Annotated in this window: 22 protein-coding genes; 8 read left to right on the forward strand and 14 right to left on the reverse strand. The window is 68.9% G+C overall.

The window, feature by feature from the left end; all coding sequences use genetic code 11:
• The first annotated feature begins 71 nt into the window (after nucleotides 1-71).
• The gene (locus tag ACZ3HV_RS09700; protein WP_465682634.1) at nucleotides 72-416 is read left to right on the forward strand and encodes a UBP-type zinc finger domain-containing protein; all 345 of its coding nucleotides are present in this window, start codon (nucleotides 72-74) and stop codon (nucleotides 414-416) included.
• A 3-nt stretch (nucleotides 417-419) separates the two neighbouring features.
• Here ACZ3HV_RS09700 and ACZ3HV_RS09705 read toward each other — a convergent pair whose 3' ends face one another.
• The 6 genes from ACZ3HV_RS09705 to ACZ3HV_RS09730 form a co-directional block, all read right to left on the reverse strand.
• Nucleotides 420-1,421 carry a proline racemase family protein gene (locus ACZ3HV_RS09705; RefSeq protein WP_465682636.1) on the reverse strand — a complete coding sequence of 334 codons (1,002 nt, stop codon included), beginning with the start codon at nucleotides 1,419-1,421 and terminating at the stop codon, nucleotides 420-422.
• Nucleotides 1,418-2,320 carry a dihydrodipicolinate synthase family protein gene (locus ACZ3HV_RS09710; protein WP_465682638.1) on the reverse strand — a complete coding sequence of 301 codons (903 nt, stop codon included), beginning with the start codon at nucleotides 2,318-2,320 and terminating at the stop codon, nucleotides 1,418-1,420. The genes ACZ3HV_RS09705 and ACZ3HV_RS09710 overlap by 4 nt, the downstream gene beginning before the upstream one ends.
• Nucleotides 2,317-4,257 (reverse strand): FAD-dependent oxidoreductase, encoded by a 1,941-nt coding sequence (locus ACZ3HV_RS09715; RefSeq protein ID WP_465682640.1) that lies wholly within the window; start codon nucleotides 4,255-4,257, stop codon nucleotides 2,317-2,319. Before ACZ3HV_RS09715 ends, ACZ3HV_RS09710 begins: the two co-directional genes overlap by 4 nt.
• The gene (locus tag ACZ3HV_RS09720) at nucleotides 4,254-5,414 is read right to left on the reverse strand and encodes an NAD(P)/FAD-dependent oxidoreductase (RefSeq protein ID WP_465682642.1); all 1,161 of its coding nucleotides are present in this window, start codon (nucleotides 5,412-5,414) and stop codon (nucleotides 4,254-4,256) included. Before ACZ3HV_RS09720 ends, ACZ3HV_RS09715 begins: the two co-directional genes overlap by 4 nt.
• A gap of 100 nt (nucleotides 5,415-5,514) precedes the next feature.
• The gene (locus ACZ3HV_RS09725) at nucleotides 5,515-6,120 is read right to left on the reverse strand and encodes a helix-turn-helix domain-containing protein (protein ID WP_360374156.1); all 606 of its coding nucleotides are present in this window, start codon (nucleotides 6,118-6,120) and stop codon (nucleotides 5,515-5,517) included.
• Nucleotides 6,121-6,257: 137 nt separating this feature from the next.
• Nucleotides 6,258-7,310, reverse strand: coding sequence for an SDR family oxidoreductase (locus ACZ3HV_RS09730; RefSeq protein ID WP_465682645.1), 1,053 nt, complete (start codon nucleotides 7,308-7,310; stop codon nucleotides 6,258-6,260).
• 71 nt (nucleotides 7,311-7,381) lie between these two features.
• Between ACZ3HV_RS09730 and ACZ3HV_RS09735 the strand changes: the two genes are divergently transcribed.
• Nucleotides 7,382-8,269 carry a LysR family transcriptional regulator gene (locus ACZ3HV_RS09735; RefSeq protein WP_465682647.1) on the forward strand — a complete coding sequence of 296 codons (888 nt, stop codon included), beginning with the start codon at nucleotides 7,382-7,384 and terminating at the stop codon, nucleotides 8,267-8,269.
• Nucleotides 8,269-9,192 (forward strand): cation diffusion facilitator family transporter, encoded by a 924-nt coding sequence (locus ACZ3HV_RS09740; RefSeq protein ID WP_465682649.1) that lies wholly within the window; start codon nucleotides 8,269-8,271, stop codon nucleotides 9,190-9,192. Before ACZ3HV_RS09735 ends, ACZ3HV_RS09740 begins: the two co-directional genes overlap by 1 nt.
• Here ACZ3HV_RS09740 and ACZ3HV_RS09745 read toward each other — a convergent pair.
• Together ACZ3HV_RS09745 and ACZ3HV_RS09750 are read right to left on the reverse strand one after the other, a co-directional pair.
• On the reverse strand, nucleotides 9,183-9,365 hold the full coding sequence (locus ACZ3HV_RS09745) for a DUF3099 domain-containing protein (RefSeq protein ID WP_360377565.1): 183 nt from the start codon (nucleotides 9,363-9,365) through the stop codon (nucleotides 9,183-9,185). The two genes, ACZ3HV_RS09740 and ACZ3HV_RS09745, sit on opposite strands and share 10 nt — an antisense overlap.
• Before the next feature lies 1 nt (nucleotide 9,366).
• Complete coding sequence (locus ACZ3HV_RS09750; protein ID WP_465682651.1) at nucleotides 9,367-9,816, reverse strand: MarR family winged helix-turn-helix transcriptional regulator; 450 nt, start codon at nucleotides 9,814-9,816, stop codon at nucleotides 9,367-9,369.
• Nucleotides 9,817-9,939: 123 nt separating this feature from the next.
• Between ACZ3HV_RS09750 and ACZ3HV_RS09755 the strand changes: the two genes are divergently transcribed.
• Both ACZ3HV_RS09755 and ACZ3HV_RS09760 read left to right on the forward strand, forming a co-directional pair.
• Nucleotides 9,940-11,127, forward strand: coding sequence for an MFS transporter (locus tag ACZ3HV_RS09755; protein ID WP_465682653.1), 1,188 nt, complete (start codon nucleotides 9,940-9,942; stop codon nucleotides 11,125-11,127).
• Complete coding sequence (locus ACZ3HV_RS09760) at nucleotides 11,124-11,954, forward strand: aldo/keto reductase (RefSeq protein WP_465682824.1); 831 nt, start codon at nucleotides 11,124-11,126, stop codon at nucleotides 11,952-11,954. The genes ACZ3HV_RS09755 and ACZ3HV_RS09760 overlap by 4 nt, the downstream gene beginning before the upstream one ends.
• 385 nt (nucleotides 11,955-12,339) lie before the next feature.
• Here the strand turns inward: ACZ3HV_RS09760 and ACZ3HV_RS09765 are convergent, their stop codons facing one another.
• Both ACZ3HV_RS09765 and ACZ3HV_RS09770 read right to left on the reverse strand, forming a co-directional pair.
• Nucleotides 12,340-13,065, reverse strand: a complete 726-nt coding sequence (locus ACZ3HV_RS09765) for a class F sortase (protein ID WP_465682655.1) — start codon at nucleotides 13,063-13,065, stop codon at nucleotides 12,340-12,342.
• Nucleotide 13,066: 1 nt separating this feature from the next.
• The gene (locus tag ACZ3HV_RS09770; protein WP_465682657.1) at nucleotides 13,067-14,068 is read right to left on the reverse strand and encodes a hypothetical protein; all 1,002 of its coding nucleotides are present in this window, start codon (nucleotides 14,066-14,068) and stop codon (nucleotides 13,067-13,069) included.
• 244 nt (nucleotides 14,069-14,312) lie between these two features.
• Here ACZ3HV_RS09770 and ACZ3HV_RS09775 point away from each other — a divergent pair, with 244 nt between their 5' ends.
• On the forward strand, nucleotides 14,313-15,020 hold the full coding sequence (locus ACZ3HV_RS09775; RefSeq protein WP_465682659.1) for a TetR/AcrR family transcriptional regulator: 708 nt from the start codon (nucleotides 14,313-14,315) through the stop codon (nucleotides 15,018-15,020).
• 69 nt (nucleotides 15,021-15,089) lie between these two features.
• On the opposite strand, the gene ACZ3HV_RS09780 is transcribed toward ACZ3HV_RS09775, so the two are convergent.
• Genes ACZ3HV_RS09780 through ACZ3HV_RS09790 form a run of 3 tightly spaced genes read right to left on the reverse strand, consistent with a single transcriptional unit; the run spans nucleotide 15,090 to nucleotide 18,417 of the window.
• Nucleotides 15,090-16,343, reverse strand: a complete 1,254-nt coding sequence (locus tag ACZ3HV_RS09780) for a dihydrolipoamide acetyltransferase family protein (protein WP_465682661.1) — start codon at nucleotides 16,341-16,343, stop codon at nucleotides 15,090-15,092.
• The gene (locus ACZ3HV_RS09785) at nucleotides 16,340-17,326 is read right to left on the reverse strand and encodes an alpha-ketoacid dehydrogenase subunit beta (RefSeq protein WP_465682663.1); all 987 of its coding nucleotides are present in this window, start codon (nucleotides 17,324-17,326) and stop codon (nucleotides 16,340-16,342) included. Before ACZ3HV_RS09785 ends, ACZ3HV_RS09780 begins: the two co-directional genes overlap by 4 nt.
• Before the next feature lie 2 nt (nucleotides 17,327-17,328).
• Complete coding sequence (locus ACZ3HV_RS09790; RefSeq protein WP_465682665.1) at nucleotides 17,329-18,417, reverse strand: thiamine pyrophosphate-dependent dehydrogenase E1 component subunit alpha; 1,089 nt, start codon at nucleotides 18,415-18,417, stop codon at nucleotides 17,329-17,331.
• Nucleotides 18,418-18,615: 198 nt separating this feature from the next.
• On the opposite strand from ACZ3HV_RS09790, the gene ACZ3HV_RS09795 reads away from it, so the two are divergent.
• Nucleotides 18,616-19,104, forward strand: coding sequence for an Lrp/AsnC family transcriptional regulator (locus ACZ3HV_RS09795; RefSeq protein WP_360377593.1), 489 nt, complete (start codon nucleotides 18,616-18,618; stop codon nucleotides 19,102-19,104).
• On the opposite strand, the gene ACZ3HV_RS09800 is transcribed toward ACZ3HV_RS09795, so the two are convergent.
• Entirely contained in the window at nucleotides 19,101-20,072 is a 972-nt protein-coding gene (locus tag ACZ3HV_RS09800; protein WP_465682667.1) for a LacI family DNA-binding transcriptional regulator, read from the reverse strand. The two genes, ACZ3HV_RS09795 and ACZ3HV_RS09800, sit on opposite strands and share 4 nt — an antisense overlap.
• Nucleotides 20,073-20,150: 78 nt before the next feature.
• Between ACZ3HV_RS09800 and ACZ3HV_RS09805 the strand changes: the two genes are divergently transcribed.
• Nucleotides 20,151-21,467 carry a Gfo/Idh/MocA family protein gene (locus tag ACZ3HV_RS09805; RefSeq protein WP_465682669.1) on the forward strand — a complete coding sequence of 439 codons (1,317 nt, stop codon included), beginning with the start codon at nucleotides 20,151-20,153 and terminating at the stop codon, nucleotides 21,465-21,467.
• Nucleotides 21,468-21,471: the final 4 nt, after the last annotated feature.

A 21,471-nucleotide genomic window follows, 5' to 3' on the forward strand; every position in this document is an offset into this window, starting at 1 on the left:
TGCACCCGTCGGGCCGCGCGGCGGAGTGGTGTTGCTTGTCCGGGAGGCTGGGGCGCGCAAGGATGGCGGCTATGACGGATATTCCGGGGATCGACGCGACGGTCCCACCGAGCGGGAACGGCTGTGCGGATTGTCTCCAGGCGGACGGCTGGTGGTTCCACCTCCGCCGTTGCGCCCAGTGCGGCCACATCGGCTGCTGCGACTCGTCCCCGGCCCAGCACGCCTCCGCCCACTCGGCCTCGACCGGCCACCCGATCGTCCGCAGCTTCGAGCCTGGCGAGGACTGGTTCTGGCACTACGGCGAGTCCCAGTACTATGACGGCCCCGAGCTCGCCCCGCCGGAGTCCCGCCCGGAAGACCAGCCTGTCCCCGGCGGCAACGTCCCCGACGACTGGCGCACCAAACTCCACCGCTGACGGCTAGAGCACGAAGCCGGTTGGGAACGGGTCGTCGGGGTCGAGCAGGTAGTTGGCGGTGCCGGTGATCCAGGCTCGGCCGGTGACCGTGGGGATGACGGCTGGGCGGTCGCCGACGAGGGTTTCTTCGACTAGGCGGCCGGTGAAGCGGGTGCCTATGAAGGACTCGTTGACGAAGTCGGTGTTCAGGGGGAGCTCGCCGCGGGCGTGGAGTTGGGCCATTCGGGCTGACGTGCCGGTACCGCAGGGTGAGCGGTCGAACCAGCCGGGGTGGATCGCCATCGCGTTGCGGGAGTGCGCGCCGTCGAAGCCCGGTGCGGTGAACTGCACGTGTTTGCACCCGTTGATCCCCGGATCGAGGGAATGCACTGGGCGGTCGGTTGCGTTGATCGCGTCCATGATGTCCAGGCCGGCCTCGAGGATGCGGTCCTTCTCGGCTCGGTCGAACGGGATCCCGAGCTGCTCCAGCGGCAGGATCGCGTAGAAGTTGCCGCCGTACGCGAGGTCGTAGGTCACCGTCCCGAGTCCCGGCACGTCCACCGTCGCATCCAGGGCATGGCTGTACGACGGGACGTTCCGCAGCGTGACGTGTTCCGCGCGACCGTTGCTCACGGCAACGTCGACGACGACCAGACCGGCCGGGGTGTCGAGCCGGACGACTGTGGTCGGCTCGGTCACCTCGACCATGCCGGACTCGACCAGTACGGTCGCGACGCCGATCGTGCCGTGACCGCACATCGGCAGGCAGCCGGAGACCTCGATGTACAGCACGCCCCAGTCCGCGTCGGACCGGGTCGGCGGCTGCAGGATCGCGCCACTCATCGCCGCGTGACCGCGCGGCTCGTTCATCAGGAACAACCGCAGGTCGTCGTTGTGCTTGACGAAGTACTCGCGCCGCTCGGCCATCGTCGCACCCGGGACGACGCCGACCCCGCCAGTGACGACGCGGGTCGGCATCCCCTCGGTGTGCGAGTCGATCGCGCTGATCGTCCGGATGGACCTCATCGCAGTGATTCCACGGCTTTCTTCATGTCCTGCTCCAGTTGGGCGACGTGCTCGGGGACCAGCGGCCCGCGCGGCGGGCGGCACGGACCGCCGTACCGGCCGACGTAGTCCATGCCGTACTTGATCGCCTGGACGAACTCGGTCCGCGAGTCCCACCGGAAGGCGGCGACCAGCGGCTCGTACAGCGCCCGGGCCTCTTCCAGCTTGCCTTGTACGGCGAGGTCGAACAACCGGACCGATTCCTTCGGGAACACGTTCGGGAACCCGGCGAACCAGCCGGTCGCGCCCATCAGCAGCGCCTCGAGCGTCAGGTCGTCCGCACCGGCGATGACGGCCAACTCCGGCGCCAGCTCGCGGATCTCGAGGATCCGGCGGATGTCACCGGAGAACTCCTTCACCGCGACCACGTTCTCGATCTGCGCGATCTCGGCCAGCAGATCCGGGGTCAGGTCGACCTTGGTGTCATGCGGGTTGTTGTAGACCATCACCGGCAGGCCGGCCTTCGCGACCTCGGTGAAGTGGTGGATCACCTCGCCGCGGTTCGCGCGGTACATGGTCGGCGGCAGGCAGAGTACGCCGTCCGCACCGTCCTCACCCGCCTTCTCCGCCCACGCCCGCGCCTGGTGCGCGCCGACGCCGTGGACACCGACGACCACCACGCCGTCGTCGCCGACGGCCTCGATCGCGGTCCGCGCGACGGCTCGGCGCTCGTCGTCGGTCAACGACGAGTACTCCCCCAGCGAGCCGTTCGGTCCGACACCGCGGCAGCCGTTGTCGATCAGCCAGCGGCAATGCTCGGCGAACTTGTCCAGATCGGGCCGCAACCCCGCCGGCGCCGACGCGTCCTCGACGTACGGCAACGCGGTGGCGACGATCACGCCGTCCAACTTCTCGCTCACAGCTCCTCCTGAGCCTCAGCCAGATCCCGCAACCTCACAGGTACGGCGATCGGTCGTTTCATGCTTGGTCTTGGTACGTCGTTCTGTCCGGCAACCAACTCGGCGACGGTGCGCGAACACACCCGCCCCTGGCACAACCCGAGCCCTGCCCGGCTGCTGAGCCTCAATCCCCGTCCGTCCCCCACACCGCGGTCGGCAACCGCCTCCTCGATCTCCCCGCGGCTCACTTCTTCACACCTACAGACGAGCGTGTCCGCCCGACTCCAGTCCCGCCATCCCTCCCGCACGGGGTAAGCCTTCGCAAGAGCCGCCGCAAACCGCCGCCCCTTCACCACAGCCGCCCGCGCACCGTCGTCGGAGGCGGTCCGGCCTGTGGCCGGGGGCGCGGTAGACGCCGGGCTGACTGGCAGTTCCGGGTTGGGGCGTGGGGAGCGGGCATGCTGGGCTGCTGCGGCGCCGGCTACTCGACCCTCGGCTGTGGAGAGGGCTGCGCCGCCTATGCCGGTTAATTCGCCTGCGGCGAAGACGCCGGGGGTGGTGGTTTGCTGGTCGGCGTTGACGACTACGGCTGGGCCGCCGTCGGGCCCGGTGGTGAGGTCGCAGCGGGCGGAGACTGCTAGTTCCAGTTGGGCGGTGAAGCCGAAGCCCAGGCAGACGGCGTCGACCTCGACGCGGCGTTCGGAGGCTGGGATGGGGCGCCAGTCCTCGTCTAGGCGGGCGATGGTGACGGCTTCGACGTGGTCGGTGCCGTGGGCGGCGGTGACGGTCCAGCCGTGGCGGAGGGGGATGCGGTGACGGGCGAGCAGGGCGCCGTACCCGAGGGCCTCGCGAAGCTTGCTGGGGGCAACCAGTGGGTCGGTGGACCAGCCCTTGCGGACGGTCTGCAGGGAGTTGGCTTCCAGGAGGGCAACAACGCGGGCGCCTACTCCGGTCAGCGATTCTGCGACCGGTAGCAGGAAGGGGCCGGTTCCCGCGACGATCACTCGGCGGCCGACGGAGATTCGCTGGCCCTTCGCTAGTGCTTGCGCGGCGCCGGCGCTGTAGACGCCTGGCAGATCCCAGCCAGGGAAGGGAAGCACGCGGTCATAGGCTCCGGTTGCGAGGACGACAGCCTTTGCGTTGACTGGAAAGACTTCCCGTCCGACGCCGTCCGCCGGGCCGCGCTGTACCCAGAGCCGCAGGCCTTCGCTGGCCCAGACCGAGCTTTCGGACAGATGCGTGATCCGGTTGTGTGCAGCTACCCGATCGCGCTGTGCCGCGAAGTCCTTCCATCCGTGCTGTAACCGCTCGGGACGCCGAGCCGCGAACTCCACGGGCAATTGCCGGTTGAACTGCCCACCCACAGCTCGCGCGCTGTCGATCAGCACCACCGAGGCACCTTCATCCACAGCCGCCAGAGCTGCCGCGATCCCCGCAGGCCCAGCTCCCACAACCACAACATCAGCCGCCTCCGGCGGCGGAGTGGAGGCGAGGCGCCGGGCAGGGCTGGTGTGCTGCGCCGACGCGTCGGCGTGAGGCGACGATGCGGTCGCGCTGAGCGGGGCGACGGGCTCGTTCGTCGCCGGGTTGGCGGACTTGCGCGGCTCCAGGTCAGCTCGCTTGTCGGGGTCTGGGGTGGAGGGGTGTGGCAGGACGGCGCCGACCTGGCTGGTGATGGTGTCGGCGTTTTGGATTGTTCGTTGGCAGGCTCGGGTGTCGGGGGTGCCGTTGACTACTACTAGGCAGTCGTGGCAGGTGCCTATGCCGCAGAAGACTCCTCGGGGGCTTGCGGTGTGGCGGGTGGTGCGCCAGGAGTTGCGGCCCTGGGTGAGGAGGACTGCGGCTACGGTTTGGCCGGCCAACGCGGTGCCGGGGTCGCCGTCGACGGTGACTTGGACGGTGGGCGGCGTACCGACTTCGGCGGGGTCGCCTGAGCTTGGGCGGAGGTAGGCGGTCATGCGGCGATCACCGCCGGACGGTCGACTCGGAAGGGGGATGCGTCGACATGGGGGGTGAGGCCCAGGAAGAGCTCGGTGATCAGACGGCCGGTGGCGGGGGCCAGGCCGATGCCGGCGCCTTCGTGGCCGGTGGCGTGCCAGAGGCCGAGTAGACGGGGGTCGGCCCCGATGACCGGCAGGTGATCCGGTGCGTAGGGACGGAACCCGCCGTACGCGCGCATGACCGGCACGTCGCCCAGGAACGGGAACAGACCGACGGCCTTGCGGGCGAGCTCGCGGAGCACGTGGACCCGGATCGTGTCGTCGAAGCCGATCCGTTCGCGGCTGGAGCCGATCAGGACCGTCCCGGACCTCGTCGACTCGACCACCGTCGACGTCTGCAGCTCCGCGTCCCCACTCCCGACCGCGCCGACGTAATCCGCGTCGTACACCTTGTGCCGCACGCACTCCGGCAGCGGCGCCGTCACCAGGATCACACCGCGGCGCGGCAACACCTGGATCGGAGCTCCAGCCGATGCACCGAAAGCTCCGGCCCACGGCCCACAGGCGTTGAGCACGGCGCCACACGCGATATCGCCGTCCGACGTATCCACGCCCACGACGCGACCACCGGACTGCCGCACCCCGAGCGCCGTCACCCCGGACCGCACCTCGCCACCGCGATCGCGCACCGCAGCCAGCAAAGCCGTTGCCGCCAGCACCGGTTGCACCTGAGCGTCGTCCGGGTAGTGCACGCCGACCGTCACCCGAGGCGTGAGCAACGGCTCGAGCTCGAACACCTCCGACGGCGTGATCACCCGAGCATCGACCCCGGCCGCCGACTGCTTGGCCGCAAACTCCCGCAGCGGTCCAGGCTCACCGGTCGCCACCACGACCCCGCCCTTGGACTCCCACTCGACGTCGGCGACCCGCTCCGGCAGCCGATCGCGGACGACGTCCCACTCGGCCCGCGAAGCGATCGCCAACTCCAGCTCCGGCCCGGGCTCCTTGTCCGAGACGAGCACGTTGCCCTCACCGGCCGCCGTCGTACCGCCCGCGGGGCCGTCGCGGTCGATCACCAAAACTCGGACCCCGGCCGCGGACAGCGCCTCGGCACAGGCGGCGCCGACCATGCCCGCGCCAACGACCACCACATCGGGTGTCGCGGAACCGGGCATGGCGCACTCCTCCGAGAGAACGTTCACTAAAATGAACGATTCCGAGCGTACGCGCCCTCCAGCTACCCGGTCAATGCACTCAACCGGCACTCTCCAGGAACTATCCCGGCAGATGCGGCCCGCCAGGCGTGATCGGGTACGCGTCCGGCGGGTATTCGAGCAGCAGCACCGACCGCACCGGCCCGTCCACCGCCTCGTACCCGTGCGGACCGCCGGCCCGGAATGCGAGGTAGTCCCCCGGCCCCAGCTCCTCGGTCCGCCCGCGTGAGGTGATCCGCAACCGCCCAGTCAGAACGATGTGGTGCTCGGTGCCGGGATGCCCGTCCGACTGCTGGACTGCGTCCGGCCGGACCTCCTGGTTGTAGATCTCGAACAAGCCGCCCGGATTCTCCAGCCGTCGCAGCATCCGCAGATCGATCGCGTCGCCGGACAGTACGTCGATGTCCGCGGACCGCACCAGGACCAGGTCGGCGGTCGGCGACTCGCTCAGCAGGGCCGACACCGGCACCCCCAGAGCGTTCGACAGACTGAACACTGTCTCGATCGTCGGGTTCCCCGCCCCGGACTCGAGCTGCGACAGCGTGCCCTTCGCGATCCCGGACCGCCGGGCCAGCTCGGACAGCGAGATGCCCTGCTCGTCCCGCCGCGCCCGCAGATTCGTCCCGAGCAACCGACCCGCACCCATCGCCGTCACAGCCCGGAGCATGCCATATTCGACGGCCGCGCCTCCGGCGCGGCGTGGTCACGGGGCCTCCCGTCCTTCCCTCGTCGCTTCGGTCGCTTCGCTCCCTGCGCTCCTCAGTCCAGGACGGGAGGCCCCGTGACCGTCGTGGATGGGCGTGGTCACGGGATGATTTGGCGTCGCCGTAGGTCCGTGAAGATGTTGTAGAACATCTGCTCGGTCTCTACATACTCGTGGAAACCGGCGCGGCGGGCCTTGGACGAGTCGGCGAAGAAGTCGTAGTCCCAGCCGAAGACGAAGTCCGCGAACGGCCACGACGACACCTCCTCGAAGGACGTCGCGGCCAGCCCATGCGTCGCCTGCAGTTCCTTCCACACCGGCGCCTTGTCGGCCATCACGTCCGTCAAGGACATCTGCAGCGGCGGCGCGACCTCGAGGCCGAACCAGGCACCGAGCTTCGGCCATAGCTCGTTCCAGCGGAACAGATCGCCGTTCGTGATGTTGAACGCCTGGTTCGCCGCGGCCGGCGCGGTCGCCGCCCAGACCGTTGCCTTGGCCAACAATCCCGCATCGGTCAGCTCGAGCAGAGCGTCGTACGCACCGGGCTTGCCCGGGAACCGCAGTGGTACGCCGAGTTGCTTCGACAGCGACGCGTACACGGCGATCGCGACGGCCAGGTTCATCGGGTTGCCGAGTGCGACACCACCGACGACCGACGGCCGCAACGCCGACCAGGTCCACGCCTTACCCTGCTGCCGGTCCTCCAGGAACCGCTGCTGATCGACGTTGAACTCCGGTGGCAGATGCGGCGGATCGTCCTCCCGGGCCGGCGTCTTGAACGGCCCCAGGTGCGCGCCGTACACCTTGTAGCCCTGCATCAAACTCACGTGCCGCAACCGCACAGCGACCGGCTCGATCGCGTCCACCACGTTGACCAGCATCGCGAGGTTGGGTGCGACCAGTTCGGCCCAGGTCGGGCGATCCTGATAGGCGATGTAGAAGATGTGGGTCACCTCGGACAGCCCACTCAGCCGAGCGCGGGTGTCGTCCGGATCGAGCAGGTCGACGGCGACATGCCGGACCCGACCAGCGACGTCGACCCCGCCGCGACGGGACAGCCCGATCACCCGCCAGTCCGGCAGGGACGAGAGATGCTCGACCAGATTCGTCCCGATCACACCGCGGGCACCGACCACCAAAGCCACGTTCTCCATACCGAACAGCCTTGCTGACCTGCACAGATAAATCCAAGACATGCTTTTCACCAGAGCCATAAACTGAATTCATGACAACGCTCAGGCAGCTGGAGTACCTGGTCACCGTGGTCGACCTGGGGTCCTTCACCAAGGCGGCCGAGGCGCTGCACGTGAGCCAGCCGGCGTTGTCGCACCAGATCCGTACGCTCGAACGATCCGCAGGCGGACCGCTCTTGGAGCGACTGCCGCGCAACGTCCGGCTCACACCCACAGGCCGTGCCATGTTGCCGCACGCCCGCGCCGCCCTGGCCGATGCGGACCGCGCCCGCTGTGCCGCGCGTCAGGCCGCTGGGCTGGAAGTCGGCGAGCTGCAGATCGCGACGCTGTACTCGATCACGCTGGGCGTGCTCCCCAAGGCTTTGCGAAACTGGCGGCAGACCCATCCCGAGGTCGGCATCCGCCTGTTCGAGCACCGGCACACCGACGAGCTCATCGCAGCGATGAACGCCGGTGAGGCGGACCTCGCGGTCGGCCCCGAGCCGGCCGGCTGGACCGGTGTCGCCCGTACGCTCGGGACCGAGGAGCTGGTCATGGTCGTCGCCGCCGACGATCCCGCGGCGGTCGGAGACTCCGTCGCCTTGAAGGATCTCGCCGACCGCGCCTGGGTCCACTACACCCCGGGCCACGGGCTGGCCGACGTACTCGATCTCGCTTGTGCGCAAGCAGGGTTCGAGCCGCGCGTCGCCGTACGCACTGAGCAGACCGCCGCCGCACCGGCGCTGGCCGCCGCCGGCCTCGGACCGGCGCTGGTTCCGGACAACATCCTGCCCAAGGATTTCGACGGTCACGTCCTGCACCCGGACCCCCCGGTCTACCGCACGCTCACGGCGTACACCCGCGGCGAACTCGACCCGCTCGCCGCCGCCTTCATCGACGTCCTGGTTTGGAGCAGCGGCGGCGCGGGCACGCGGAGTTGATGGCGGAAGAATCCGACGGCACAGTCCTCCTGGCCGGTGCGGCCAACTTTGCGATCGCGATCGCCAAGGTCGTCGCCGGCCTGCTGTCCGGGTCCACCGCATTGCTGGCCGAGGCGGCGCACTCGATCGCCGACACGCTCAACCAGGCGTTCCTGCTGACCGCGCTCCGTCGCAGCCGCAAGCCCGCCGATGCGCGGCACCCGTTCGGCTATGGGATGGAACGGTACTTCTGGTCCCTGCTCGCCGCGGTCGGGATCCTCGTGCTCGGCGCCGGGTTCTCGATCGCCGAGGGTCTGCGCGCGGTGTTCGACCCTGAGCCGATCGCGGGGCTCGCGATGATCTACTCGGTGCTGGCGATCTCGTTCGTGTTCGAGGGAACATCCTGGCTCCGTGCGATCACGCAGGTACGACGTGAGGCCCGCGAGCACGGCGTACCGTTCCTGACCCACTTGAGGAACGCGGAGCCGGCCGTCAAGACGGTCGCGTTCGAGGACTCGGCCGCCCTGATCGGACTGCTGATCGCGGCCATCGGAGTCACCTTGGCGGTCGTCACCGGCCACCACGTCTGGGACGGCATGGCGTCGATCGCCATCGGACTGCTGCTCATCGTCGTCGCGTTCGCGCTCGGCCGGGACAACAAGGCCATGCTCATCGGCCGCGCACTGCCGGACGACGTCCAGCGGCAGATCCGCGGCATCATCGACGACACGCCAGGGATCGAAGGTGTCCTCGAGTTGCTCAGCCTGCGGCTCGCGCCGGATCAGGTGCTGGTGGTGGCGACGGTCGACCTGGCCGACATGCGGACCACGGGCTCAGCGATCGAACAGCTCGCCGAGCGGATCGATGCCGACGTACGCCGGGAGTACCCGATGGTCCGGCACCTCTATCTGGACCCGACACCGGGCGACCGGGTTCAGTCCTGACCCCAGTTGGCCACGATCACCGCGATCGGCGGGAGCACGGCCGCGACCGCACTCATCCCGATCGCGACCGGGATCGAGAACAGGCGGACGACGAACCAGGCCAGCCCGATCAGGACCAGGCAACTGCCCATCAGCCAGTAGTAGAGCTTCCGGTTGTCGTACCGGCGGGCCATCTCAGACCTTCAGCGTCAGCCTGTCCAGGGCATCGACCAGCGGAGCCAGCTCAGGCAGCTCCGCGGCCTTGCTCAGGGCAGTCGTGAGTACGGCGTCGTGCGTCGGCTGGGCCTGGTCGAGCAGGTCGCGGCCGGCCTCGGTGACCTCGGTGTAGATGCCGCGGCGGTCGGTCGGGCACAAGTACCGCTGCAGGAGCTTGCGATCCTCCAGGCGGTTCACCAGCCGGGTCGTCGCGGACTGGCTCAGTACGACGGCGTTGGACAGCTGGTTCATCCGCAGGTGGTAGTCGTCCTGGCGCGCGAGTACGTCGAGAACGCTGTACTCACTCACGGACAAGGCGTGCTGCTTCTGCAGCGCGCGCTCCAACTCGTCCTCGATCCGGGCATGCAGAGCGGCCAGGGTTCGCCACCCCTGCGCCCGCGCCTCGGCGGCGTCATCCGGTAGGCCCACGGCTCCTCCACTTGAACTTTACGATTGCCTGCGCCATCATAGCGCTTGTGCAATAGCCAGCGTGTGCAACTATCGCGCACGCCGGTAACAGTCATAAGACTACATTCGAGGAGAAGACGAGTCATGCCCGCAGCCCTGCTGGCTCTCGCGATCGGTGCGTTCGGAATCGGGACCACTGAGTTCGTCATCATGGGTCTGCTGCCCGAGGTCGCGACCGACTTCGGCGTCAGCATCCCGTCCGCCGGTCTGCTCATCTCCGGCTACGCGCTCGGCGTGGTGGTGGGCGCCCCGCTGCTCACCGCGATCGGGTCCAAGGTGTCCCGCAAGACCGTGCTGATCGCGCTGATGGGCGTGTTCATCGCGGGCAACCTGCTGTCCGCCGTCGCTCCGTCGTACGGCGTTCTGATGACCGGACGGATCGTGGCCGCGCTGTCCCACGGAGCGTTCTTCGGGGTCGGCTCGGTGGTCGCGGCATCGCTCGTACCGAAGGCGAAGCAGGCGAGTGCAATCGCGCTGATGTTCACCGGACTGACCGTGGCGAACGTCCTCGGCGTACCGGGTGGGACCGCGCTCGGGCAGCACTTCGGCTGGCAGTCGACGTTCTGGGCGGTGACCGCGCTCGGCGTGGTCGGGCTGCTCGGCATCGTCTTCCTCGTGCCGCGGCAGGACACGTCCGAAGGGCCGGGGCTGCGGAGTGAACTGGCGGTGTTCCGCAGTGTGCAGGTGTGGCTGGCGCTGGCGATGACGGCGCTCGGGTTCGCCGGGGTGTTCGCGTCGTTCACCTACATCGCGCCGATGATGACCGAGGTGGCGGGCTTCTCGGCCGGCGCGGTGACCTGGTTGCTTGTGCTCTTCGGTGGCGGGCTGGTTGTCGGGAACCTGCTCGGCGGGAAGGCGGCGGATCGGTCGCTGATGCCGAGTCTGTACGTGATCCTCGCGCTGCTGGCCGCCGTACTGGTCGTGTTCGTGTTCACCGCGCACGGACAGGTTTCTTCGGCGGTGACGATCGCGGTGTTCGGCGCGGCCGGGTTCGCCACTGTGGCGCCGCTGCAGAAGCGGGTGATGGACAAGGCGAAGGGCGCGCCGGCGCTGGCGTCCGCGGCCAACATCGCCGCCTTCAACCTCGGCAACGCCGCGGGCGCGTACCTCGGCGGGCTCACCATCGAACACGGCCTCGGCTACACCGCACCCAACTGGGTCGGCGCCACCCTCGCCGCGTCCGGTCTCCTCGTCGCCCTGACCTCCGGCCTACTCGACCGCCGCCGAACCGCCGCGCGCGTCTCCTCCCTCCTGCCTCAAGGAAGCTACTGATGATCCCCACCGTGAAGCTCAACAATGGCGTCGAGATGCCCCAACTCGGGTACGGCGTCTTCCAGGTCCCGAACGACGAGACTGCGACCGCCGTGACTCATGCCTTGGAGGCCGGTTACCGCAGTATCGACACGGCGGCGGCGTACCAGAACGAGGCGGGCGTCGGTCGGGCGTTGGTTGCCTCCGGCATCGACCGCGAGGACCTGTTCGTCACCACCAAGCTGTGGAACGCCGACCAGGGCTACGAGAACACGTTGAAGGCGTTCGACCGGAGCGTCTCGCTGCTCGGCCTGCAGTACCTCGATCTGTACCTGATCCACTGGCCGACGCCGGCGCGCGATCTGTACGCCGACAGCTGGCGTGCTCTCGAGAAGTTGCACGCCGATGGGCGTGTCCGCGCAATCGGGGTCTCGAACTTCCAGCCCGAACACCTCGACCGCCTCGCGCAGACCTCCGGCATCACGCCGGCGGTGAACCAGGTCGAGCTCCACCCGTACCTCCAGCAGGCGGAAGTCCGCGCGTACGGCAGCGACTTCGGCATCCACACCGAAGCCTGGAGCCCACTGGCCAAGGGCGGCACGCTCCTGTCCGAGCCGATCATCGAAGCACTCGCCAAGCAGTACGAGCGCACCCCCGCGCAGATCGTCCTCCGCTGGCACCTCCAGCTCGGCAACCTCGTCATCCCGAAGTCGGTGACGCCGTCCCGGATCCGCGAGAACCTCAACGTCTTCGACTTCACCCTGTCCGCCGACGACCTGACCGCGCTCGCCGACCTGGACCGCGGCGAACGCACAGGCCCCGACCCCGACACCTTCAACGTCATCTGACCCGGACACCTTCACGGTCACCTGACCCCCAGGGGCCGGGGATCCGGACGCCTAGCACTCACCAACTTCACGGGGCCGGGCTGGACCAGGCTCAGCTCGTGGCTGGTGCTACTGATGACCTGGGTTGGTGAGTGCGGCAGGTCCGCCCCGGCCGCCCGGTTGCTGTGGATGGGTCGGACGTCCAGGCCATCACATTCGCGGCGTTCCGGCGCCGGCTCGCGGCCGCCGGCGGTCAGGCCCGATTGTGATGGCCTGGGCGTCCGCCCAGGTCCGACGCGGCGCCGTACGTGATCCTGCGGCGAGGTGTCGTGCCGTGTGCCGCGCAGTAGGCGGGGGATCACCAGACACGACCCGTGGTGGCCGGTCCACGGGGATCGGCCACCTGCTACTTCTTGGGGTTGGCGATTACTACGGCGTTGCTGAGGTACGTCGTGCCGTCCCAGTCGGCGCAGGTGACGAGGACGAGTCGGCCGGGGACCGCTTGGTTGAAGAGCTGCTGGGCTTGCTTGGCCAAGGCTTTCTTGCGGTAGGTGGTGACGGACGAGACCACATAGTTGATCGTCCCTCGCCGAGTCGTCACGGTGACTGTGTCACCGGTGGTCAGTTGGTCGAGATCGTCGAAGGCGCCACCGCCGGTGTGCACTGTGTGGCCGGTGATGACGGCTGAGCCCTTGGTCGCTCCGGGCCGGGCGCCGTCGGACCACCAGCCGACCAGCAGCGGGTTCGACGGCGGAATGAGCGCGCCGCCGCGGGCGCGGATCGCGAGCACCCGGGCGGACACACCGAGGCTGGGCACCGACACCCTGATCGGGTCCACGGGCCGGGCCGGCGTCGTACTCAGGACCTCCTTCGGCAGTACGGACTGCCGAGGGCTCGCCGGCTGCGACGATGGCGCGCCCGGCACGGCGGACGTCTTGCCAGCCTGCGTGGTTTCACCCGGTCTGGCTGCAGACGTCGGGCCGGCAGTTGTCGGCTGCCGGCCTTCCCCGGTGTCACTCGTCCTGAACTGCAGGTAGCCGCCGGTCAGGAGCAGTACGGCGCCGACCGCCAGGACCGCGATCGTCCATCGGGACGACCGGGCGCGGCCCGGGCGGCGACGCTGTGTGGGCATGTCAGGCGGCGTGCTGACCGCGGGTCTGCCGTGACTTCAGGATGCCGGCGAACACGAGCACCCCACCGAGCAGGAGCAGGGCTGCACCCCAGACGCTCTGGTGCGTGGTGACCGCGGAGGTGAGCTTGAACCCACCCGACTGACCGGCGTCGACCTCGGTCGGAACGCCGACCGGCGTCTCCGACGGCGAAGACGACACAGACGGCGTCTCGGAAGGCGTACCGCTCGGGGACTCCGACGGGCTCTGGCTCGGGGACTCCGAGGGGCTTTCGCTCGGGGACTCCGAGGGGCTCTGGCTCGGGGACTCCGACGGCGACTCGCTCGGCGACTCCGACGGGCTCTGGCTCGGGGACTCCGACGGCGACTCGCTCGGGGACTCCGAGGGGCTTTCGCTCGGGGACTCCGACGGCGACTCGCTCGGGGACTCCGACGGGCTCTCGCTCGGCGACTCCGACGGCGACTGGGTAGGCGACTCGGTCGGCGTCTGGCTCGGCGACTCCGACGGCGTCGGCGTGGGGGTCACCTTCTTGACGCAGAAGTTGACGTGGCTGATGCCGTAGTACTTGTCGTTCTTGGAGTTCACCGGCGGGTGCAGGCCAACATCCGAGGTCTTCCCGGCCGGCTCGTAGTTGTAGTAGTTCGCCGCCGGACCGCCCTTGACCAGTACGGCGAGCACGACGCCGCCCGTGGCGGTGAAGTCGACCACCTGGCCGCCGGTCTGATCACCCGGGTGATCCGGGTCGTCACCCGCCAGGATGCGCTCGGTCCAGGTGACCGTGACGCCGTCCGCGGTGTCCGAACCCGGCGTCGGCGGGTCGAACTTGATCTCGGTCGATCCCGGGATCACGTTCTCGCACGTCGGGTTGCCTTCGATGATGTCGCCGCTCGCCGAGGCCGACGGAGCCAGCGCGAGCGTGACGCCGCCGAGCGCGAGCGCCAGCGCGCCGACGCCGCTGAGCAGCGGGACGGCGCGGGACCGCTTCGAGCGCACGGGAGCGTCCATCGATGCTTCGTTCACAACTCTTCCCCAACCCCAATGGTCCGAGGCCGATCGGACTGACCGGCCGACGCCGACGCATCCGCCCCCAGGACCGAGCATGCAATCACGCTCTTCGGTCCTGCCCCCGGGACGCTCGACCCCGGCATTCTCTGGGCCACCGGGTGTCCTGCGCAAGCCGAACAGGCCCGACACGCCAATGAAACAGTGTTTTCTTCTACAGAACAGTGTTTTCGCTATGCTCTCGCGGGTGACGCGCGCGGCGGATCAGAAGACGGTGCTGGGATCGGTGTGGTTGCGGGACGAACCGGAGCCGACGCGGAGCCGGCTGAGTCGGGACGACATCGTTCGTACGGCGATCAAAGTGCTGGACCGGGAAGGTCTGGACACGTTCTCGATGCGGGTGATGGCGACCGAGCTCGGGACCGCCGCGACCTCGGCGCTGTACTGGCGGATCGCGAACAAGAACGACCTGCTCGAGCTCGCGGTCGACGAAGTACTCGCGGAAGCGCTGGTGCCGGCGGATCACCCCGACTGGCGTGAACAGGTGACCGTGGTCGTGCAAGCGGCGTACCACGCGTTGTGGGAACACCCGTGGGCGCCGCAACTGCTCGCGTCACACGCCGGGCTCGGGCCCAACTATCAAGCGCTGACCGACCGGGTGCAGACGACGCTGAAGTCGGCCGGGTTCAAGGGTGCGCACCTGGACTCGGCGGTGTCGGCCATCTTTCACTATCTGATCGGGTCGGCCGTCACCGACTCGGCGTGGGCGGCCGTTATCCGGCGGAGCGGGATGAACGAGTTCCGGTGGGCGAGCGAGGCCGGCGGTCAGCTCGGACTGGACGCGGCCAGTCTCGCGTCGTACCTGAGCCGCAAGAGCCTCGCCGGACCCGAGGCGCGTTTCGCCTCAGGCCTCCGCGTGATCCTCATCGGCCTCCGCCCCCGAGAGTTGTCCTGACACCACCTTGAGCACCGCTCAACCATTTCTGCTCGGCGTTCGTGGTTGAGCCGTGCTCAAGGTCGGCGATCAGAGGTCTGCGAAGGCGGACGCCGGGTTCTCGAAGGCGTCGGCGACGAAGCGGAGGAACGCGGCCGCGGTACCGCCGTCGCAGACCCGGTGGTCGAAGACGAGTGAGAGCTGGGTGAGCTTGCGGATCGCGAGCTCACCGCCGACCACCCACGGCCGGTCGATGATCCGGCCGACGCCGAGGATCGCCACCTGCGGGTGGTTGATGATCGCGGCGCTCCCGTCCACGCCGAAGCTGCCGTAGTTGTTCAGCGTGAACGTCCCACAGCCCAGCTCGTACGGCGTGAGCCGGCCGGTGCGCGCGGATTCGGTCAGTCGGCGGATCTCGGCGTCCAGTTCGCGCGTGGTGAGCCGGTGCGCGTTCGCTACCGCGGGCACCATCAGCCCGCGGTCCGTCTGTGCGGCCAGGCCGAGGTTGACCCCGTCGTACTGAACGAGTTCCTCGCGCTCGGTGTCGACGTACCCGTTCAACTCCGGGTACTTCAACAGGCCGGCCACCACGAACCGGCCCATCAAGGCGAGCAAGCCCGGTCCGGAATCCTTTGCCGAACGCAATGATTCCCTGAGCTCCACGAGTGCGGTCGCATCCACGTCCACCCAGGTGGTCGCCTCCGGGATCTCCGCGCGGCTCCGGCTCAATGTCGCAGCCACGGCTTTGCGGAACCCACTCATCGGCTCCCGCCGCAACTCCGCCAACCCGGTCCGGGACTCGAGCTGTTCGGTGACTTGCGGCTTCTCGAACCTCTCGGCGATCGCCTGCTCAACATCCCGCCGCACAATCAGGCCACCCTCACCCGACCCAGTCAGCGCCTTCAAATCCACGCCGGCATCCCGAGCCAACCGCCGCACCACCGGCGAAATCACGAGCGGGACCTTCGAGACGACGGCTTGCACCACCGGAGTCACCTGTGCACGCGGTTTACGGCGCCGCCCCGACCCTGCGCCGGTACCTGTCCCATATCCGATCAGGACGTTGCCCGACCCAGCCTTCTCCTCTTCCCGGTACGTCGTTCCCGCGTCGACCTCGGCGACCGTGATCAACGGCTTGCCGACCGGGATGGTGGTGCCGGGGTCGGCGTGGAGTTCCTCGACGACGCCGGCGTAGGGGCAGGGGAGTTCGACGAGGGACTTGGCGGTTTCTACCTCGGCGATCGGGGTGTCGACGGTGACCACGTCGCCGACCTTGACCAGCCAGCGGACGATCTCGGCCTCCGTCAGGCCTTCGCCGAGGTCAGGCAGGAGGAACGTGTTCACGAGTCCTCCCACTGGAGGTCGTCGACGGCGTCGAGGATGCGGTCCACGCCGGGCAGCTGGTACTTCTCCAGCTTCGGCGGCGGGTACGGGATGTCGAACCCGGTCACCCGCCGGATCGGCGCGGCCAGCGAGTGGAAGCACCGTTCGGTGACCCGGGCAACGATCTCCGACGACACGCTCGCGAACCCGCTCGCCTCGGCGACCACGACAGCCCGCCCGGTACGCCGTACTGCCGCGCACACCGTCTCGTCGTCGAACGGCACGATCGACCGCAGATCCACCACGGTCAGCTGCCGGCCTTCCGCGGCCGCGACCTCGGCCGCCTCCAGCGCGACCGGCACCGACGGCCCGTACGCGATCAACGTCGCGTCCGCACCCTCCCGCCGTACGACGGCCGTCCCGATCCCCGGCTGGTCCTCGGTGAGATCGACCTCTTCCTTGGCCCAGTAGAGCTTCTTCGGCTCCATGAACACGACCGGGTCGGGGAACTCGATTGCCTTGCGCAACAACGTGTACGCGTCGACGACGGTGGCCGGGGCAACGACCGTCAGCCCGGGCGTGTGCGCGTAGTAGCTCTCCGACGAGTCGCAGTGGTGCTCGACTCCGCCGATCCCACCGGCGTACGGCATCCGGATCACCATCGGCAGGGTGATCCGGCCGCGGGTCCGGTTCCGCATCTTGGCGACGTGGGAGACGATCTGCTCGAACGCCGGGTACCCGAACGCGTCGAACTGCATCTCGACCACCGGCCGCATCCCGTTCATCGCCAGCCCGACCGCCATCCCGACGATCCCGGACTCGGCCAACGGGGTGTCGAAGCAACGATCCTCGCCGAACTCCGCGGTCAGCCCGTCGGTGATCCGGAAGACACCACCGAGCGCGCCGACGTCCTCGCCGAACATCAGCACCGAGTCGTCGGCCTTCATCGCATCACGCAGCGCCTGGTTGAGCGCCTGCGCCATGGAGATCTTCACGTGCGTCATGATCAGGCCTCCTCTCGCGCCAGCTCGTCGCGCAGGAACGCGGCCTGCTCCCGCAACTGCTGCGTCTGCTCGGTGTAGAGATGCGCGAACAGATCCGCCGGATCCACGCTCGGCTCCGGCATCAGTCCGTCGCGCAGCGCGTCGGCGACCTGCGCCGCCGACGCCTCTGCCCGCTGCCTGACCGAGTCGTCAAGCAACCCCTCCTGCGTGAGGTAAGCCTCCAGCCGCTTGATCGGATCGCGATCCAGCCACGGGGTGACCTCGTCCTCGTCGCGGTACCGGGTCGCGTCGTCGGCATTGGTGTGCGCCTGCACACGATACGTGTGGGCTTCGACGAGTTGCGGACCTTCACCCGCTCGCGCCTTCTCCACAGCCTGTCCGAGGACGGCGAGCAGTCCGGCGAGATCGTTGCCATCGGCCCGTTCTCCGGGGACGCCGTACCCGATGCCCTTGTGCGCGAGCGACGGCGCCACGCTCTGCCGGGCGAGCGGCACCGAGATCGCGTACTCGTTGTTCTGGATGAAGAAGACCACCGGCGCGTGGAAGACCGCGGCGAAGTTCAGCGCTTCGTGGAAGTCGCCCTCGCTGGTGCCGCCGTCGCCGCAGAGCGCCATCACCACGGTGTCCTCGCCCTTCAGCCGGGCCGCGTGCGCGACCCCGACCGCATGGGTGAGCTGCGTCGCGAGCGGCGTCGACTGCGGCGCGACGTTGCGCGCGTACGGGTCGTAGCCCGAGTGCCAGTCGCCGCGGAGCAGGGTCAGCGTCTCGATCGGGTCGACGCCACGGCTCACGATCGAGACCGTGTCGCGGTACGTCGGGAACAGCCAATCGCCCTCGCGGAGCACCATCGTGGCCGCGACCTGGCAAGCCTCCTGGCCGTGCGACGACGGGTAGACGGCGAGCCGGCCTTGCCGAACCAGGGCGCTGGCCTGGTCGTTGATCCGGCGCCCCTTGATCAACTGAACGTAACCGTCGACCAGGGCTTCCTTGGTGGGCAGCCGGTACGACGGGTTGTCATGCGGTACGCCGTCCTGGTCGATCAACCGGACGGGTTCCGCAGACGGGAGCAAGCGCTCCTCGAGCAGGCTCATCGACGTCCTCGCTTCGCTCCGGGCGCCGATGAGGCGCGGAGTGGACTGTTTTTGATGATGAACTCGCTTCGCTCATTCATGTGACCCTCCTGCGCAGGAGACGGACGGTGGCCTCATCGTCGTACTTCTGGCCAATCGGATCCAGACCTGTGAGAATCACGAGACGTTTGGCTCAATCCGGCGCAAAGGAGGGACACGATGTCCGACGAGGTGATGGTCCACCGGGCCGGTCCTGGACAGATGGTCGTCGCCCCGGCGCTCGACGAGGTCGATCGGCAGATCATCGAGGCGCTCGGGCGGGACGGACGGCTCTCGATCCGGGCCCTCGCGGACCAGGTCCACATCTCCCGGGCGAACGCCTACGCCCGCGTCGAGCGGCTCACCACGGACGGCGTCATCACCGGTTTCACCGTCACCGTGGACCCCCTCAAACTGGGCCTCGCGACGTCGGCGTACGTCACGCTCAGTCTCCGCCAAAGCTCCTGGCGAACCCTGCGGCAGCAACTGCAGGCGATCCCTGAAATCAAACACATGGCCCTGGTCGGCGGCGACTTCGACGCAATCCTCCTGGTACGCGCGGCCGACAACGAAGGCCTCCGCCGCGTAGTCCTGGAAAAACTCCAAGCCATCCCCGAAGTCCTCGCCACCCGAACCGCCCTCATCTTCGAGGACCTCGGCACCCTCTAGCAGCCGCAGGACCGCCTGAGGATCAGCTCAGCCGGGAAGGTCTTCGCCGCCACCGCGGTTGGCCCGTCGATCAGGTGAGCGACTGCGTGCTGCGCCATCCGTTCCAGTGGTTGCCGTACGACGGTGAGCGGTGGCCAGGTGTACTCGGTTTCCGCGGTGCCGTCGAAGGACACGATGGCGATGTCGCCGGGCACGCTCAAGCCGGCCTCGTGGATCGCGCGCAGTACGCCGACCGCCTGCAGGTCCGAGCTGGCGAAGATCGCGGTCGGCCTGTTTGTTGCTGCGAGCAACTTGCGGCCCGCGTCGTACCCGCCCGGCCGGCTGAAGGTCGTGCGGGCGATGGGGCCGTCTTCGAGACCTGCATGCCGGAGCGCGTCCCGCCACCCCAGCTCGCGTTCCGGCCGCCGCCCGCTACCTCCGACCACGAGCCCGATCCTGCGGTGGCCGTGGCCGATCAGGTGCTCGACGCCGGCCCGCGCACCGGCGCGGTACTGGGGCCGGACCGAGCTGACGGTTGGGAGTACGCGGTTGATCGCGATGACCGGGATGTCGATCTCGGTGAGGTCGGGGTCTTCGGTCGGGGCGACCAGGAGCAGGCCGCTCACCTGGCGGGCGGCCAGTTCCGCGACCTTTGACCGCTCGGTGGCGGGGTCGCCGTCGGCTCCGGTTTGCAGGACTACGTAACCGCGGGCGGCGGCGGCCTTGTCGATGGCCTTGGCCAGCTCGGCGAAGAGGGGGTTGCCGCCGTCCGGCGTGATCAGGCCGAAGGTGCGGGTGGTGCCCATCCGGAGCGCGCGGGCGGTTGCGTTCGGCCGGTAGCCGAGGACGCGGATCGCCTCCAGAACTCGCTGCCGGGTCTCCGGCGCCACCGGCCGCGGACCCTCGTTCACCACGTAGCTGACCACCGCCGAGCTGACCCCGGCGTACTGCGCCACGTCGTTCCGGGTGACTGGGGTGGCCTTCGGCATGTGCCGATAGTACGGCCTTGACCGACCCGGAAAGCGATTGCTAGCGTGCGTGTTCTACACGAGTAGAAGGAGTCTTGCGTGCCTAGACGCTATGCAGTCGCCGGGACCGGTTCACGCGCGCGGTCGTACGTCCGCGCGATCATCGAGGCGCACCCCGAGGAGGCACAGCTGGTCGCGCTGCTCGACCCGAACCCGGGCCGCCTGGCGTTCCACGACCGGTACGTCCGCGAGCTCGGCGGGCCGGAGCTCCCGCAGTACGGCGCCGACGACCTGGAGCGGATGGTCAAGGAGCAGTCGATCGACCGGGTGGTCGTGACGAGTCCCGACTACACGCACGCCTCGGTCGTCTCCCGGCTGCTGCGCGCCGGCGCGGACGTGATCGTGGAGAAGCCGCTCACGATCGACGCCGGCGGCACCCGGCAGATCGTCGAGGCGATGGCCGAGTCCGGCAAGTCCGTGGTCGTCACCTTCAACTACCGGTACTCACCGCGGAACAGCGCGCTGCGGCAGCTGATCGCGGACGGCGAGATCGGGACCGTGACCAGCGTCGAGTTCCAGTGGGTGCTCGACACCCGGCACGGCGCCGACTACTTCCGCCGCTGGCACCGGGAGAAGAAGAACTCCGGCGGCCTGCTGGTGCACAAGGCGTCCCACCACTTCGACCTGGTGAACTGGTGGATCGCGTCGACGCCGACCAAGGTGTACGCGTCCGGCGGCCTGTTCTTCTACGGCGCCGGCAACGCCGCAGCTCGTGGCCTTGGGCAACGACCTGAGCGCGGCACGATCGACGGATCGGCCAGCGATCCGTGGTTGCTGGATCTCCGCACCGACGACGTCAACCGGCAGCTGTACCTGGAGAGCGAGCAGTACGACGGCTACCGTCGCGACCAGGACGTGTTCGGCCCGGGCATCACGATCGAGGACAACATGGCCGTGGTCGCGGAGTACGCGAACGGCGCCCGGCTGAGCTACTCGCTGAACGCCCACTCACCGTGGGAGGGGTACCGGGTCTCGGTCAACGGCACCGAGGGCCGCGCCGAGCTCGAGGTCGTCGAGCGGGCCGCGGTGGTCGACGACCAGATCGACCCGAGCTACCCGTCGGAGCGCGTGGTCGCCGGCGACGTACGGTCCGACGGCGAGCGGCTGGTCCTGCAGAAGCACTGGGCGCCCGCGGTCGAGGTCGAGATCCCGCGCGGCGAGGGTGGTCACGGTGGTGGTGACCGGCTCATCTACGCCGACCTGTTCGTCGGCCCCGGCAACGATCCCCTCGGTCGCGCGGCCGACGTGCACGACGGCGTACGCGCGGTTGCGGTCGGCATCGCCGCCAATCAGTCGCTGGCCACCGGCCAGCCGGTCGTGATCGCCGACCTGGACCTCGGCGGCTGGACCCACTAGTCGG

Source organism: Kribbella sp. NPDC020701 (assembly GCF_055562215.1).

What these genes read in the sequence shown, in the direction of transcription:
- ACZ3HV_RS09790 (WP_465682665.1), bottom strand. Translation starts at nt 18,417, where the DNA reads ATGAGCCTGCTCGAGGAGCGCTTGCTCCCGTCTGCGGAACCCGTCCGG.
- ACZ3HV_RS09800 (WP_465682667.1), bottom strand. Translation starts at nt 20,072, where the DNA reads ATGCCGAAGGCCACCCCAGTCACCCGGAACGACGTGGCGCAGTACGCC.
- ACZ3HV_RS09730 (WP_465682645.1), bottom strand. Translation starts at nt 7,310, where the DNA reads ATGGAGAACGTGGCTTTGGTGGTCGGTGCCCGCGGTGTGATCGGGACG.
- ACZ3HV_RS09700 (WP_465682634.1), top strand. Translation starts at nt 72, where the DNA reads ATGACGGATATTCCGGGGATCGACGCGACGGTCCCACCGAGCGGGAAC.
- ACZ3HV_RS09715 (WP_465682640.1), bottom strand. Translation starts at nt 4,257, where the DNA reads ATGACCGCCTACCTCCGCCCAAGCTCAGGCGACCCCGCCGAAGTCGGT.
- ACZ3HV_RS09795 (WP_360377593.1), top strand. Translation starts at nt 18,616, where the DNA reads ATGTCCGACGAGGTGATGGTCCACCGGGCCGGTCCTGGACAGATGGTC.
- ACZ3HV_RS09720 (WP_465682642.1), bottom strand. Translation starts at nt 5,414, where the DNA reads ATGCCCGGTTCCGCGACACCCGATGTGGTGGTCGTTGGCGCGGGCATG.
- ACZ3HV_RS09745 (WP_360377565.1), bottom strand. Translation starts at nt 9,365, where the DNA reads ATGGCCCGCCGGTACGACAACCGGAAGCTCTACTACTGGCTGATGGGC.
- ACZ3HV_RS09765 (WP_465682655.1), bottom strand. Translation starts at nt 13,065, where the DNA reads ATGCCCACACAGCGTCGCCGCCCGGGCCGCGCCCGGTCGTCCCGATGG.
- ACZ3HV_RS09785 (WP_465682663.1), bottom strand. Translation starts at nt 17,326, where the DNA reads ATGACGCACGTGAAGATCTCCATGGCGCAGGCGCTCAACCAGGCGCTG.
- ACZ3HV_RS09740 (WP_465682649.1), top strand. Translation starts at nt 8,269, where the DNA reads ATGGCGGAAGAATCCGACGGCACAGTCCTCCTGGCCGGTGCGGCCAAC.
- ACZ3HV_RS09770 (WP_465682657.1), bottom strand. Translation starts at nt 14,068, where the DNA reads ATGGACGCTCCCGTGCGCTCGAAGCGGTCCCGCGCCGTCCCGCTGCTC.
- ACZ3HV_RS09705 (WP_465682636.1), bottom strand. Translation starts at nt 1,421, where the DNA reads ATGAGGTCCATCCGGACGATCAGCGCGATCGACTCGCACACCGAGGGG.
- ACZ3HV_RS09725 (WP_360374156.1), bottom strand. Translation starts at nt 6,120, where the DNA reads ATGCTCCGGGCTGTGACGGCGATGGGTGCGGGTCGGTTGCTCGGGACG.
- ACZ3HV_RS09755 (WP_465682653.1), top strand. Translation starts at nt 9,940, where the DNA reads ATGCCCGCAGCCCTGCTGGCTCTCGCGATCGGTGCGTTCGGAATCGGG.
- ACZ3HV_RS09735 (WP_465682647.1), top strand. Translation starts at nt 7,382, where the DNA reads ATGACAACGCTCAGGCAGCTGGAGTACCTGGTCACCGTGGTCGACCTG.